Here is a 12,310-nt window from a genome sequence, read left to right as displayed (position 1 = left end):
GGTCAGTCGATGTAGCGCTTGAGCAGGTCGCCGTACGCATCGATACGGCGATCACGCAGGAACGGCCAGATACGCCGCACATGTTCGCTGCGCTGCAGATCGACATCGCAGATCAGCACGGTCGGGTCCTGGCCGGCTTCGGCAATGAATTCGCCCTGCGGCCCCAGCACATGGCTGTTGCCCCAGAACTGGATGCCCGAGGCGCCCAGCGGCGAGGGCTCATGGCCGACGCGGTTGCACGACAGCACCGGCACGCCGTTGGCCACCGCATGGCCGCGATGGCTCAGGATCCACGCATCGCGCTGGCGTTCCTGCTCGGCTTGCTGGTCGTCCGGGTCCCAGCCGATCGCAGTGGGGTAGAGCAGCAGTTCCGCACCGGCCAGCGCCATTAGGCGCGCCGCTTCGGGGTACCACTGATCCCAGCACACCAGCACGCCCAGGCGGCCGACCGAGGTGTCGATCGGCGTAAACCCCAGATCGCCCGGAGTGAAGTAGAACTTCTCGTAGAAGCCCGGATCGTCGGGGATGTGCATCTTGCGGTACTTGCCGAGCAGGCGGCCGTCGGTTTCGAACACCACCGCGGTGTTGTGGTACAGGCCGGCGGCGCGGCGCTCGAACAACGAGGCCACCAGCACCACGCCGTGCTGCTTGGCCAGCGCGCCCAGACGGTCGGTACTGGGGCCGGGAATCGGCTCGGCCAGGTTGAACTCGTCCACCGACTCGTGCTGGCAGAAATACGCACCGTTGTGCAGCTCCTGCAGCAGCACCAGCTTGGCGCCCTGCGCTGCGGCTTCGGCCACGCGCGACTCGATGATGGCCAGATTGGCCTCGGCGTCGCCGTGGTTGCGCTCCTGGATCAGCGCGACGGAAAGAGGGTGACGGGACATGGCATCTCATCCTGCAAGGTAGCGCACTACGGTAGCGCGCCATGGCATAACACCGGCCTGCCGGCCGGAACAAGAAACGACGCGCTGCCTGGAGCAGCCGTCGGGTCGACAACGCTTAGGCGGCGAGCAGCCCGGCTGGCACCTGCATGGTCAGGCAATGCAGGCTGCCGTTCTGCCAGATCAGCGCACGGCACGGCACTGCCACGATCTCGTGCTGCGGGAACGCCTGCGCCAGCACGGCCTGCGCCACCGTATCGGCCGGATCGCCGTAGGCCGGCATCAACACCGCGCCGTTGACGATCAGGAAGTTGGCATACGACGCCGCAAGCCGCCGGCCCTGGTCCAGGATCGGCTCGGCCCAGGGCAGCACAAACAGCCGATATGGCTGGCCATCGGCCTTGCGCAGGGCCGCCAGTTCATTGCCCATCGCCTGCAGTTCGGCGTAATGCGAATCGCCCGGCACATCGCAGCCCTGATAGACGATCGCATCCGGGCCGGCAAAGCGCGCCAGCGTATCGATATGCGCGTCGGTATCGTCGCCTTCCAGGTAACCGTGATCCAGCCATAGCACGCGGTCCTGCGCCAGCCATGCGGCCAGATCGCTGCTCAGCGATTCGCGGGTGCGCTGCGGGTGGCGTTCGTGCAGGCACTTCCAGGTCGTGAGCAGGGTGCCGGCGCCGTCGGTTTCGATCGCGCCGCCCTCCAGGGCAAAGTCCACCGTCTGCACTGGCGTCGGCACAAATACCTGTGCGGCCTCCAGCGAGCTCACCAATTGATCGTCCAGGCTGGCCTCGAATTTGCCGCCCCAGCCGGTGAAGCGGAAATCCATGAGCCGGAAGCCGCCATCCTGGCGCAGCGTGATCGGCCCCGAATCGCGCAGCCAGGTGTCGTTGTAGGCAGCGACCACGAAACGCACGCGTGCCATGTCCACCCGCGCCGAACGCAGCCGTGCTTCGGCGTAGATCTGCAGATCGTCATCGGCCACGCAGATGACCACCGGCTCGAATCGGGAAATCGCCGTCACCAGCGCGATGTAGGTCTCTTCCACATCGGCCAGGCGCTCGGCCCAATCGGTACCGGCATGCGGCCACGCGAGCAGCACGGCGGATTGAGGTTCCCACTCGGCGGGAAAACGAAGACGGTCGGTCATGCCTGGCAATTACTCTTCTTGGTGTGCGGGCAGCCGCCCGCACGTTCATCGGTCTCCCGCAGGCGAATGCGGGCTCTTGCAGCCCGGGCGTGCATGGACGCCTGGGCTTGGTACAGATTCGCAGCAACGCATGTCCGGTTGCTGACGGGGGCAACGCACGTCACGCCGCATACCGTGGTGGCCGCAGGTGCGGCGCGCAGGCGCCAGCAACTGCGGCTGCGTTGTCGTCAACGGATCGGCGGCTTCGGCCCGATCTCGTTGGCATCGGCCTTGTTGGCCACCACGTCGATCACCTTGCTCTTTTCGAAGTACACGGTGAACGCCGGATACACCCAGCGATGGATGGTCGGCCATTGGCGCTTCTGGCCGCCGCGCGGGTCGAGCTTTTCCGTTGGCGCGCCATAGCGGCCTTCGACCTGGCTCATGCTGTCGCCACGCAAGGGCAGGGCAGCGGCAGGCTTCTGCTGTGCACGATCGACCAGCAGCGTATCGGCCGACGCGACGGCACTGATCCCCATCAGCGCGATTGTCAGCACGATCGGCGGCATCACAAACAAACGGTTGCGCATGTCATCTACTCCCCAGTGGACAAGATTTCAGATGGTGATTACAGCAAAAAACCAGCACCCGCGTTGCGCCTTGATGCAATGACCGCCCGGCAGGCGTGGAGACCTTCCGCCACGAGCGAAGCACTGCCGACATGAAGCAGCGGCCAAGAAAAAACCGCCCGGAGGCGGCTTTCTCGGGTCTTGCACGCGCCGTAAAGGCTTAGCGCTGACGCGCCTTGAAACGCGGGTTCGACTTGCAGATCACGAAGACCTTGCCGCGGCGGCGTACCACCTTGCAGTCGCGGTGACGGGTCTTCGCAGACTTCAGGGAGGACAGGACTTTCATGGCACACCTCGGTGTAAACGGTTGGGTTCGATGGAAGAGTGCCCGCGTTCGAAGGGTGCACTCGCAATTAAGCCGGCAATTCTAACCGGCTTTTCGTCGTGCTTTCAAGTGGTTGCAGCGCAATCGTGGCGCGCGGCGCTACACTACCGTCTGATGCCGCTCCCGGAAGCCTGAATGACCGACCTTTCACCCGTCCTCACCATCGATGGTCCCTCCGGCGCCGGCAAGGGCACGGTCAGCCGGATCGTTGCCGCCCGGCTGGGCTGGCACTATCTCGATTCGGGTGCACTGTATCGTGCGGTAGGGGTGGCGGCGAGCTGGGCCGATCTGGATGTCTCCGACCCGGCTGCCCTGGTGCGCTGCACCTTTGACACGAAGGTGGAGTTCGACGACGCGGGCGAGGCGGGCTTGCGGGTGCTGGTCAACGGGGTGGACGCCACTGGCGAATTGCGCCTGGAAACCACCGGGGCCCTGGCCTCGGCGATCGCCGCGATTCCGGAGGTGCGCAGCGCGCTCAAGGAACGCCAGCGCGCATTCAGGCGGGCGCCCGGGCTGGTCGCCGACGGACGCGACATGGGCACGGTGATCTTCCCGGATGCCGCCTTCAAGGTCTTCCTGACCGCCAGTGCCGAAGAACGTGCGGGCCGTCGTCATAAACAGTTGATGGAAAAGGGTGTTTCGGTTATCTTTGACGACCTGCTGCGCGAGATCATGGCTCGAGATGCCAGAGATGCGCAGCGGGTGGTGGCGCCATTGCGGCCGGCCGAAGACGCCGTGCTGATCGATACCAGCGGAATCGGGATCGAGGATGTCGTCCAGCGTGTGGTTGCGGTGATCGCTGCCCGCACGCCGTCGTAAGCGTTCCGCAAGCGGGCCTGTCCCGCCGACGGTAAGGCGTTCCAAGGCTCCGTCGCGCATCCTGCGTGGCGGTTCTACTACTTCCAAACCGACTCGTTGTTGGGGTCGACCAACAGGCTGGGCGGTCCGTCTCTGTCGCAACCCGACGACCGGCGCCCGTGTGTTCAACTGAGTAAATCCAAATGACAGAATCTTTTGCTGAACTGTTCGAAGCCAGTCAAGCCAATCTGGCGAAGCTGAAGCCGGGCTCGATCGTCACCGGTACCGTCGTGGAAGTGCGTGGCGACGTGGTGGTGATCAACGCTGGCCTGAAGTCCGAAGGCATCGTGCCGATCGAGCAGTTCCGTAATGACGCTGGCGAGATCGATGTGGGCGTGGGCGACCAGGTCAAGGTTGCGCTGGACTCCATCGAAAACGGCTTCGGCGAAACCGTGTTGTCGCGCGAGAAGGCCAAGCGCGCGATGGTGTGGGACGAGCTGGAAGAAGCGTTGGAAAAGAACGAAACCATCACCGGCCGCATCAGCGGCAAGGTCAAGGGTGGTTTCACCGTGGACATCAAGGATGTCCGCGCGTTCCTGCCCGGTTCGCTGGTGGATGTGCGCCCGGTGCGCGACCCGGCCTACCTGGAAGGCAAGGAACTCGAGTTCAAGCTGATCAAGCTGGACCGCAAGCGCAACAACGTGGTGGTCTCGCGTCGTGCAGTGGTCGAGAGCGAGCACTCGGAAGAGCGCGAGCAGCTGATGGACAAGCTGCAGGAAGGCGCGATCCTGAAGGGTGTCGTCAAGAACCTGACCGACTACGGCGCGTTCGTGGACCTGGGCGGTATCGATGGCCTGCTGCACATCACCGACATGGCCTGGAAGCGCGTGCGCCATCCGTCCGAAGTCGTCAACGTCGGCGACGAGCTGGACGTGCGCGTGCTGAAGTTCGATCGCGAGCGTAACCGCGTCAGCCTCGGCCTGAAGCAGCTGGGCGAAGATCCGTGGGACAACATCGCACGTCGTTACCCGGCCAACAGCCGCGTGTTCGGCAAGGTCTCCAACGTCACCGATTACGGCGCATTCGTCGAGATCGAGCCGGGCGTCGAAGGTCTGGTGCACGTCTCCGAGATGGATTGGACCAACAAGAACGTCAACCCATCCAAGGTTGTGCAGGTTGGTGACGAAGTCGAAGTGATGGTGCTGGATGTCGACGAGGAGCGTCGCCGCATCTCGCTGGGCATGAAGCAGGTTGCCGCCAATCCGTGGGAAACCTTCGCTGCCACCCACAAGAAGAACGACAAGGTGTCCGGTCAGATCAAGTCGATCACCGACTTCGGCATCTTCATCGGCCTGGACGGCGGCATCGACGGTCTGGTGCACCTGTCCGACATCAGCTGGAACACCACCGGCGAAGATGTCGTGCGCAACTACAAGAAGGGCGACACGCTGGAAGCCGTCGTGCTGGCAGTTGACCCGGAACGTGAGCGCATCAGCCTGGGCGTCAAGCAGCTGGAGCAGGACCCGTTCGGTCAGTACATGGCGTCCAACCCGAAGGGTTCGAAGGTCGAAGGCGTGGTGCGTGAAGTGGATGCCAAGGGTGCCACGATCGACCTGGCCGATGGCATCGAAGGCTACGTCGCTGCACGCGACATCGCCAACGAACGCGTCGACGATGCGACCCAGCACCTGAAGGTCGGCGACAAGATCGAAGCCAAGTTCGTGGGTATGGACCGCAAGGGCCGCACCCTGCAGCTGTCGATCAAGGCCAAGGACGATGCCGAAATGCGCGAGACGCTGGAGGAATATCAGTCCTCCGCTGCGTCGGGCGGCATGACGCAGCTGGGCGCGCTGCTGCGTGCACAGTTGAACAGCAACAAGTCCGAGTAAGCGCGTAGCGCTCTCGCGAGCGTGATGGATCGGCCCGGGCTTGCCCGGGCCGATTCCGATGTGTCAGTCGAAAAAAGCAAGTCTTCCCATGACCAAGTCCGAATTGATTGAAATCCTGGCGCGACGCCAAGCGCATCTGAAGTCGGACGACGTGGATCTGGCAGTGAAATCGCTGCTGGAGATGATGGGGCAGGCGCTGTCCGATGGCGATCGGATCGAAATTCGTGGCTTCGGCAGTTTTTCGCTGCATTACCGTCCACCTCGTCTGGGACGCAATCCCAAGACCGGTGAATCGGTTGCGTTGCCGGGCAAGCACGTTCCCCACTTCAAGCCAGGCAAGGAATTGCGTGAGCGCGTCAGCTCCGTGGTCCCGGTCGATCTGGCCGATGCGGCGGACTGACGGCGGCTCTCCCGCTGCGTTTATGTCTGCTCGGTTAAGCTAGGCCCCTTCCCGACGGAGTCTCGCGATGAAGGTGTTTCGCTTGTTGGTGATGTTGGCTTTCCTGTTGGTCGGCCTGGTCATCGGTGCCGTCAATTCGCAGGACATCACTCTCGATTTCCTGTTCTCCAGTGTGCATACCACCTCCGGAGTCGCGATCATTGCCGCGCTGCTGGTGGGTGTGTTGATCGGTGCCGGTATGGTGCTGGTCAGTGTGGTCATTCCCCTCTATTCCAAGCTGCGCCAGGCCAACAAGGCTGTTGCGGTCAGCCGCGCCGACGCCGGGCCGATCACGCCTGCCGCCGTCGAGCCGCGCCCCCTCGATGGACTCTAAGCACGTATGGACTTCCTGACCGAGTGGTTCTGGTTTTTCCTGTTTTTACCGTTGGCGGCATTGAGCGGCTGGATCGTCGGTCGACGCGGTGGTCAGCGCCACGGCGATACCCAGGTCAGTCGTCTGTCCAGCACGTATTTCCGCGGTCTGAACTATCTGCTCAACGAGCAGCCGGACAAGGCGATCGAGCTGTTTCTGCACATCGCCGAATTGGACAAGGAAACCTTCGAGACGCAGGTGGCACTCGGCCACCTGTTCCGCCGTCGTGGCGAGGTGGATCGCGCCATCCGCCTGCACCAGGGGCTGGTGCAGCGCGCCGACCTGACCGACCAGCAGCGGGTGCAGGCCCTGCTTGCGTTGGGCGAGGACTACATGAAGTCCGGTCTGCTGGATCGCGCCGAAACGGTCTTCACCGAGCTGGCACAGCTCGATCAGCGCGCTCCGCAGGCACTGCGTCATCTGATCGGCATCTACCAGGCCGAGCGTGACTGGGAAAAGGCGATCGACAACGCCACCCGCTATGAAGAAGTCACCGGCGAGCCGATGGGCAAGCTGATCTCGCAGTTCGAGTGCGAGCTGGCCGACCGCTACCGCGGATTGGGCAAGGCCGATGAGGCCCTGCAGGCGATTGCGCGGGCCTATCAGGCAGACGGTACATCGGTGCGCGCCGGCATCCTGGAAGGGCGCATCGAAGCCGAACGCGGCCACGACGAAGCCGCCGTGCGCGCGTTCGAGCGCGCGGCCCGGCACGATCCCGAATACCTGCCGGAGATCATCCCGGCGCTGATGGCGGCATATCGCCGCGTCGGCGATATCGCCGGCGCGCGTAATTTCCTGTCGGAGATGACCGAGCACTATCGCGGCATCGCCCCGGTGCTGGCGCTGACGCAGCTGATGGAAGCGCAGGATGGCGTGGCGCCTGCGCTGGCGTATCTCGGCCGACAGCTCAAGGATCGGCCCTCGGTCCGTGGCGAATCGGCCTTGATCGACCTGACGCTTGCCGAAGGCAGCGATCCGGTGGGCACCTTGAACGATCTCAAGCACATCACCGACCAGTTGCTGGTGCGCAATCCCAGCTACCGCTGCACGCGTTGCGGGTTCGGCGCAAAGACCCACCACTGGCAGTGCCCGAGCTGCAAGGAATGGGGCACGGTCAAGCCGCTGCTGAACTACGCGGTGGTGTAAGGCGTGTTGGTGCGATCCAGGCAACCGACCTCCGGCCTTGCCCAGTCCTCGTGGGCGGGCGTTCGCGCCATGCGTGGGCGGGGCCCTGTGGTGATCCGCGCGGCTCAGGGCTTGCGCGTGCGGCCCTCCACCATCAACGGCAGCCTGCAGTCTGGCTCGCTCCGCGCTGAAACAGCGAGCATGTGGCCCGGCTGCCGTGTCAGGGCCAGCGGCACCGTGTTGATGCAGCTGCCACGTGCCCGTGGCGCGCACCTTGGTGAGCCCCGCTGATGCATGATTGGCTCTGGTGCGCGCTGCACCTGGTGGTCGCCGCGGTTGGCACGTGGCTGCTGCGGCGTTACGCGCTGCACCGCCGTCTGCTCGACCATCCCGGCGAGCGACGTAGCCATGTCGTGGCCACGCCGCGAGGCGGCGGCATGGCGATCGTCGTGGCTATTTTGCTGGGCTGCGCGACGGCAGGGCTGGCCTGGCCTGCCGTACGCACGGTGCTCGGCTGGTTTGCGGTCGGGTTGATCCTGGTGGCGGGAGTGGGTTGGTGGGACGACCATCGCCCGTTGTCGGCCCGGGTACGTTTTGCCATCCACCTGATCGCCTCCGCATCGCTCGGGCTGCTGGTCTTTCATTCCACCGGCGACGTTCTGGACGGCATCCTCAGCGCAGCCGCATCGGTCGTGCTGATCAATGTCTGGAACTTCATGGATGGCATCAACGGCCTGGCCGCCAGTCAGGCGGCGCTGGCCGCGCTGGCCTTCGCTGCCGTGGTCCCGAACGGGTGGTCCTTGGCCGGCCTGGCAGTGGCAGCGGCGTGTCTGGGCTTCCTGCCGTTCAACTTCCCGCGCGCGCGGATCTTTCTCGGCGATGGCGGTAGCGGTGCATTGGGGTATGTACTGGCCGCGCTGCTTGCCCTGAGCGTGGCGGGCGGGCAACTCAGCTGGTGGATCGGCTGGCTACCCTTGACCGCCTTTCTTGTAGACGCCGGCTTCACACTGCTGACTCGCATGCTCGGCGGTCAGCGGTGGTGGGAGCCACATGCGCAGCATGTCTATCAGCGCCTGGCGCGCCGTCTTGCGACACACGTTCCGGTTACTAGTGTTTACTTCGCTTTCAGCGTCACTGCCGTCTGCTTGTTTGTGTTAATTCGTCATGATGCTTTCTGGCAGCAGGTTGTCGCCGCGCTCGTCTGGGGCGTTGGCGTGACTGCCATCTGGTTTTTTCTGCGCGATGGACTGCGCAATTCCTGAGTAACGGATTCCTATGATTTCCTGGCGTGACCGTTTGACCAAGGCGCTGCCGCAAGTGGCAGTGGTGGTACACGACCTACTGATGGTCTGGGTGTGCTGGCAGCTGCTGCACGCGGGCCGTTACTCGATGCTGCGCGAGGCCCCCGATCTTCCCTTGTGGGACTGGCGCACCGGCGTGGTGCTGGTGGCGCAGGGACTGGTGTTCTGGAAGATGGGGCTGTACCGCGGCCTGTGGCGCTTCGCGTCGGTGCCCGACCTCTGGAATATCTTCAAATCGAGCTTTCTTGGGCTGGTGGCCATCGTGCTGGCGCTGTCGTACGACCGCCTGGATGGGGTGCCGTTGTCGGTGCTGGTGGTGTACCCCTTCGCGCTGTCTGCGCTGCTGGGAACGCCGCGCCTGCTGTATCGCGCCTGGAAGGACTACCAGATTGCGCATTCCGGCGATGCCGCGCAGCGCGTATTGATTCTGGGTGCCGGGCGCGCCGCCGAAGGCCTGGTGCGCGATCTGCGCCGCACCGGCACCTTCGTGCCGGTCGGCTTTCTGGACGATGCGGCCAACCTGCACGGTGCCAAGATCCAGGGCCTCAACGTGCTGGGCAATTTGGATGAGGCTGCCTCGATCGCCAAGGAAACCGCTGCCAAGCTGCTGGTGATCGCGATCCCGTCGCTGGACGCGTCCGGCATGCAGCGCGTGGTGGCGATCTGCGAAAGCACCGGGCTGCCGTTCCGGATGGTGCCCAAGCTGATCAATGTGCTGGAAGGGCGCTCGCTGCCGGGCGAGCTGAAGGAAGTGGCGATCGAGGACCTGCTCAATCGCAAGCCGGTCACGCCCGACTGGCGCCTGATCCGCGACTGGCTGACCAACAAGACGGTGATGGTGACCGGTGCCGGTGGTTCCATCGGCTCGGAAGTCTGTCGGCAATGTGCGCGCCACGGTGCCCGTCGCATCGTGTTGCTGGAGATCGACGAGCTGGCCCTGCTGACCATCGACTCGGATCTGCGCCGGCTGTTCCCTGACATCGAGGTGGTGCGCGTGCTTGGCGATTGCGGCGACCCGGCGGTGGTGGCGCATGCCTTGAGCACTGCGGCGCCCGACGCGGTGTTCCATGCCGCCGCCTACAAGCAGGTGCCGTTGCTCGAAGAACAACTGCGCGAGGCGGTGCGCAACAACGTGCTGGCGACGGAAAACGTCGCGCGCGCCTGTCAGCGTGCCCGCATCGAAACCTTTGTCTTCATTTCCACCGACAAGGCGGTCGAGCCGGTCAATGTGCTCGGTGCGAGCAAGCGCTATGCAGAGATGATCTGCCAGAGTCTTGACGCGCGCGATGCACCGACGCGCTTCATCACGGTGCGCTTCGGCAACGTGCTCGATTCCGCCGGCAGCGTCGTGCCATTGTTCCGCGAGCAGATTCGCCAGGGTGGCCCGGTCACGGTGACGCATCCGGATGTGACCCGCTACTTCATGACCATTCCCGAGGCGTGCCAGCTGGTGATCCAGGCGGCGGCCTCTGCCTCGCATGGCGCGATCTATACGCTGGACATGGGCGAGCCGGTGCCGATCCGTTTGCTTGCCGAACAGATGATCCGTCTTGCCGGCAAGCAGCCGGGCAAGGATGTGGCGATTCTCTATACCGGCTTGCGCCCGGGCGAAAAGCTGCACGAGACGCTGTTCTATTCCGACGAAGACTACCGTCCCACCGCGCACCCGAAGATCCTGGAGGCCGGCGTGCGCGAGTTCTCGCACGAGCAGGTACTGCAGCTGGTGACGCGTTTGCGTGAGGCGGTTAATCGCTATGACATCAAGGCAATGGAGACTGTGTTGGGCAGCCTGATGCCGGATTTTGCGGCTGCTCGACGGAAAGTCGACGCGCGATCTGATACGGTCGTTCCATTCCCCGCACGTGAGGTCAGAAGACTGTAATGAGCCAGCGTATTCGCAAGGCCGTATTCCCCGTCGCAGGTCTTGGGACCCGCTTTCTTCCGGCCACCAAGACGGTGCCGAAGGAAATGCTGCCAATCATCGACAAACCATTGATCCAGTACGCCGTCGACGAGGCCATCCAGGCCGGGTGCGATACGCTGATCTTCGTCACCAACCGCTACAAGCACTCGATTGCCGACTATTTCGACAAGGCCTACGAGCTGGAGCAGAAGCTCGAGCGTGCAGGCAAGCTCGAGCAGCTGGAGCTGGTGCGCCACGCATTGCCGGAGGGCGTTCGTGCCATTTTCGTGACGCAGGCCGAGGCATTGGGTCTGGGCCATGCCGTGTTGTGCGCCAAGGCGGTGGTCGGCAACGAGCCGTTCGCCGTGCTGCTGCCGGACGATCTGATGTGGAACCGCGGCGACGCCGCGCTGACCCAGATGGCCGACGTGGCAGAAGCGTCGGGTGGCAGCGTGATTGCGGTGGAAGATGTTCCGCATGACAAGACGGCCAGCTACGGCATCGTGTCCACCGACGCGTTCGACGGCCGCAAGGGCCGCATCAACGCGATCGTGGAAAAGCCCAAGCCGGAAGTGGCACCGAGCAACCTGGCCGTGGTCGGCCGTTATGTGCTCAGCCCGAAGATCTTCGATCTGCTCGAGTCGACCGGTGCGGGTGCGGGCGGTGAGATCCAGCTGACCGACGCAATTGCCGAACTGTTGAAGCAAGAGCAGGTCGACGCATTCCGTTTCGAGGGCCGTCGTTTCGACTGCGGTGCCCACATCGGCCTGATCGAGGCGACTGTGCATTTTGCCCTCGAGCACGAAAAGCATGGTGGCCCGGCGAAGGAAATCCTGCGCACTGCGCTGGCTCAGGCGGATGCACGCGGCTGAGGTCTTGCAGCAAGTGCTTTGAGAAACGGCGCCCTTGGGCGCCGTTTTTTTGTCAGCGTGTCGCGCCGTGCCAAACGCAGGCTGGCAACCATCGAGGTGAGTTGTCCTGGCTTCACGGGGCAGGGCAGCGGTCGCGACGTCATGCAACGCCACGATCTGCGCAGCGTCGCAGGAACTGCTAGCAGGGTTGTGGCAGCTCAGTGCTGCCGGCGGCGGCACACCTGCAGCGCGACCGGCGCACCTGTGCATGTACCGCGGCGAGGTCAGGACGCGTGCTTGCGTTGTGCAGCGGCGAAGGCCTCCAGCTGCTCCGGCGTGGCATCTTTTTGATGCTGCTGCTTCCACTGCGCAAACGGCATGCCATAGACCGCCTCGCGTGCCTGATCCTTGCTCATCGGCTGCCCCTGCGCTTCGGCCGCTTCGCGGTACCAGTCGCTCAGGCAGTTGCGGCAGAAGCCGGCAAGAATCATCAGGTCGACGTTCTGCACGTCGGTGCGATCCTGGTTGAGATGCTGCAGCAACCGGCGAAACGCGGCCGCCTCGATGGCGGTGGTGACCGGGTCGTTGCTCGAGGTGCTGATGGGAGTGATGTCGCTCATGACGGAATCGGGGACAATGGACGGCCTTCGACTCTACACCT

General features: G+C 64.1%; 13 protein-coding genes. 8 read left to right on the top strand and 5 right to left on the bottom strand.

The genetic code is table 11. The features are described 5' to 3' along the window. Positions 1-2 precede the first annotated feature (2 nt). From ACCQ10_RS11545 to ykgO, 4 genes are all read right to left on the bottom strand, one after another. The gene (locus tag ACCQ10_RS11545) at positions 3-887 is read right to left on the bottom strand and encodes a carbon-nitrogen hydrolase (protein ID WP_039414639.1); all 885 of its coding nucleotides are present in this window, start codon (positions 885-887) and stop codon (positions 3-5) included. A gap of 115 nt (positions 888-1,002) precedes the next feature. After that, positions 1,003-2,037: an agmatine deiminase family protein gene (locus tag ACCQ10_RS11540; protein WP_039414636.1), complete on the bottom strand. Its 1,035-nt coding sequence runs from the start codon at positions 2,035-2,037 to the stop codon at positions 1,003-1,005. A 227-nt stretch (positions 2,038-2,264) separates the two neighbouring features. Next, positions 2,265-2,606 carry a hypothetical protein gene (locus ACCQ10_RS11535; protein ID WP_039414634.1) on the bottom strand — a complete coding sequence of 114 codons (342 nt, stop codon included), beginning with the start codon at positions 2,604-2,606 and terminating at the stop codon, positions 2,265-2,267. Between the two features lie 199 nt (positions 2,607-2,805). Then, complete coding sequence (ykgO, locus tag ACCQ10_RS11530) at positions 2,806-2,931, bottom strand: type B 50S ribosomal protein L36 (protein WP_005913193.1); 126 nt, start codon at positions 2,929-2,931, stop codon at positions 2,806-2,808. 174 nt (positions 2,932-3,105) lie between these two features. Between ykgO and cmk the strand changes: the two genes are divergently transcribed. From cmk to galU, 8 genes are all read left to right on the top strand, one after another. Further along, on the top strand, positions 3,106-3,789 hold the full coding sequence (cmk, locus tag ACCQ10_RS11525; protein ID WP_039414613.1) for a (d)CMP kinase: 684 nt from the start codon (positions 3,106-3,108) through the stop codon (positions 3,787-3,789). 182 nt (positions 3,790-3,971) lie between these two features. Then, entirely contained in the window at positions 3,972-5,657 is a 1,686-nt protein-coding gene (gene rpsA / locus ACCQ10_RS11520; protein ID WP_016903550.1) for a 30S ribosomal protein S1, read from the top strand. An 88-nt stretch (positions 5,658-5,745) separates the two neighbouring features. After that, positions 5,746-6,057, top strand: coding sequence for an integration host factor subunit beta (locus ACCQ10_RS11515; RefSeq protein ID WP_002805779.1), 312 nt, complete (start codon positions 5,746-5,748; stop codon positions 6,055-6,057). 67 nt (positions 6,058-6,124) lie between these two features. Then, positions 6,125-6,430: a lipopolysaccharide assembly protein LapA domain-containing protein gene (locus ACCQ10_RS11510; RefSeq protein WP_039409757.1), complete on the top strand. Its 306-nt coding sequence runs from the start codon at positions 6,125-6,127 to the stop codon at positions 6,428-6,430. Positions 6,431-6,436: 6 nt separating this feature from the next. Further along, positions 6,437-7,615: a lipopolysaccharide assembly protein LapB gene (lapB, locus tag ACCQ10_RS11505; RefSeq protein WP_039409755.1), complete on the top strand. Its 1,179-nt coding sequence runs from the start codon at positions 6,437-6,439 to the stop codon at positions 7,613-7,615. Between the two features lie 269 nt (positions 7,616-7,884). Further along, positions 7,885-8,856 (top strand): MraY family glycosyltransferase, encoded by a 972-nt coding sequence (locus ACCQ10_RS11500; RefSeq protein ID WP_372360704.1) that lies wholly within the window; start codon positions 7,885-7,887, stop codon positions 8,854-8,856. 13 nt (positions 8,857-8,869) lie between these two features. Continuing rightward, positions 8,870-10,777 (top strand): polysaccharide biosynthesis protein, encoded by a 1,908-nt coding sequence (locus ACCQ10_RS11495; RefSeq protein WP_039564076.1) that lies wholly within the window; start codon positions 8,870-8,872, stop codon positions 10,775-10,777. Continuing rightward, a complete protein-coding gene (galU, locus tag ACCQ10_RS11490; protein WP_372360703.1) occupies positions 10,777-11,670 on the top strand; it encodes a UTP--glucose-1-phosphate uridylyltransferase GalU in 894 nt (297 codons plus the stop codon). Before ACCQ10_RS11495 ends, galU begins: the two co-directional genes overlap by 1 nt. 263 nt (positions 11,671-11,933) lie before the next feature. Here the strand turns inward: galU and ACCQ10_RS11485 are convergent, their stop codons facing one another. Further along, a complete protein-coding gene (locus tag ACCQ10_RS11485) occupies positions 11,934-12,269 on the bottom strand; it encodes a DUF1244 domain-containing protein (RefSeq protein WP_372360702.1) in 336 nt (111 codons plus the stop codon). Between the last annotated feature and the right edge of the window lie 41 nt (positions 12,270-12,310).

Origin of the sequence: Xanthomonas sp. NCPPB 1325, assembly GCF_041477645.2 — a bacterium.
Classification (GTDB): Bacteria; Pseudomonadota; Gammaproteobacteria; order Xanthomonadales; family Xanthomonadaceae; genus Xanthomonas; species Xanthomonas cannabis.
Note: the sequence above shows the minus strand (reverse complement) of the source record. Positions and strands in the feature narration are given on the sequence as shown.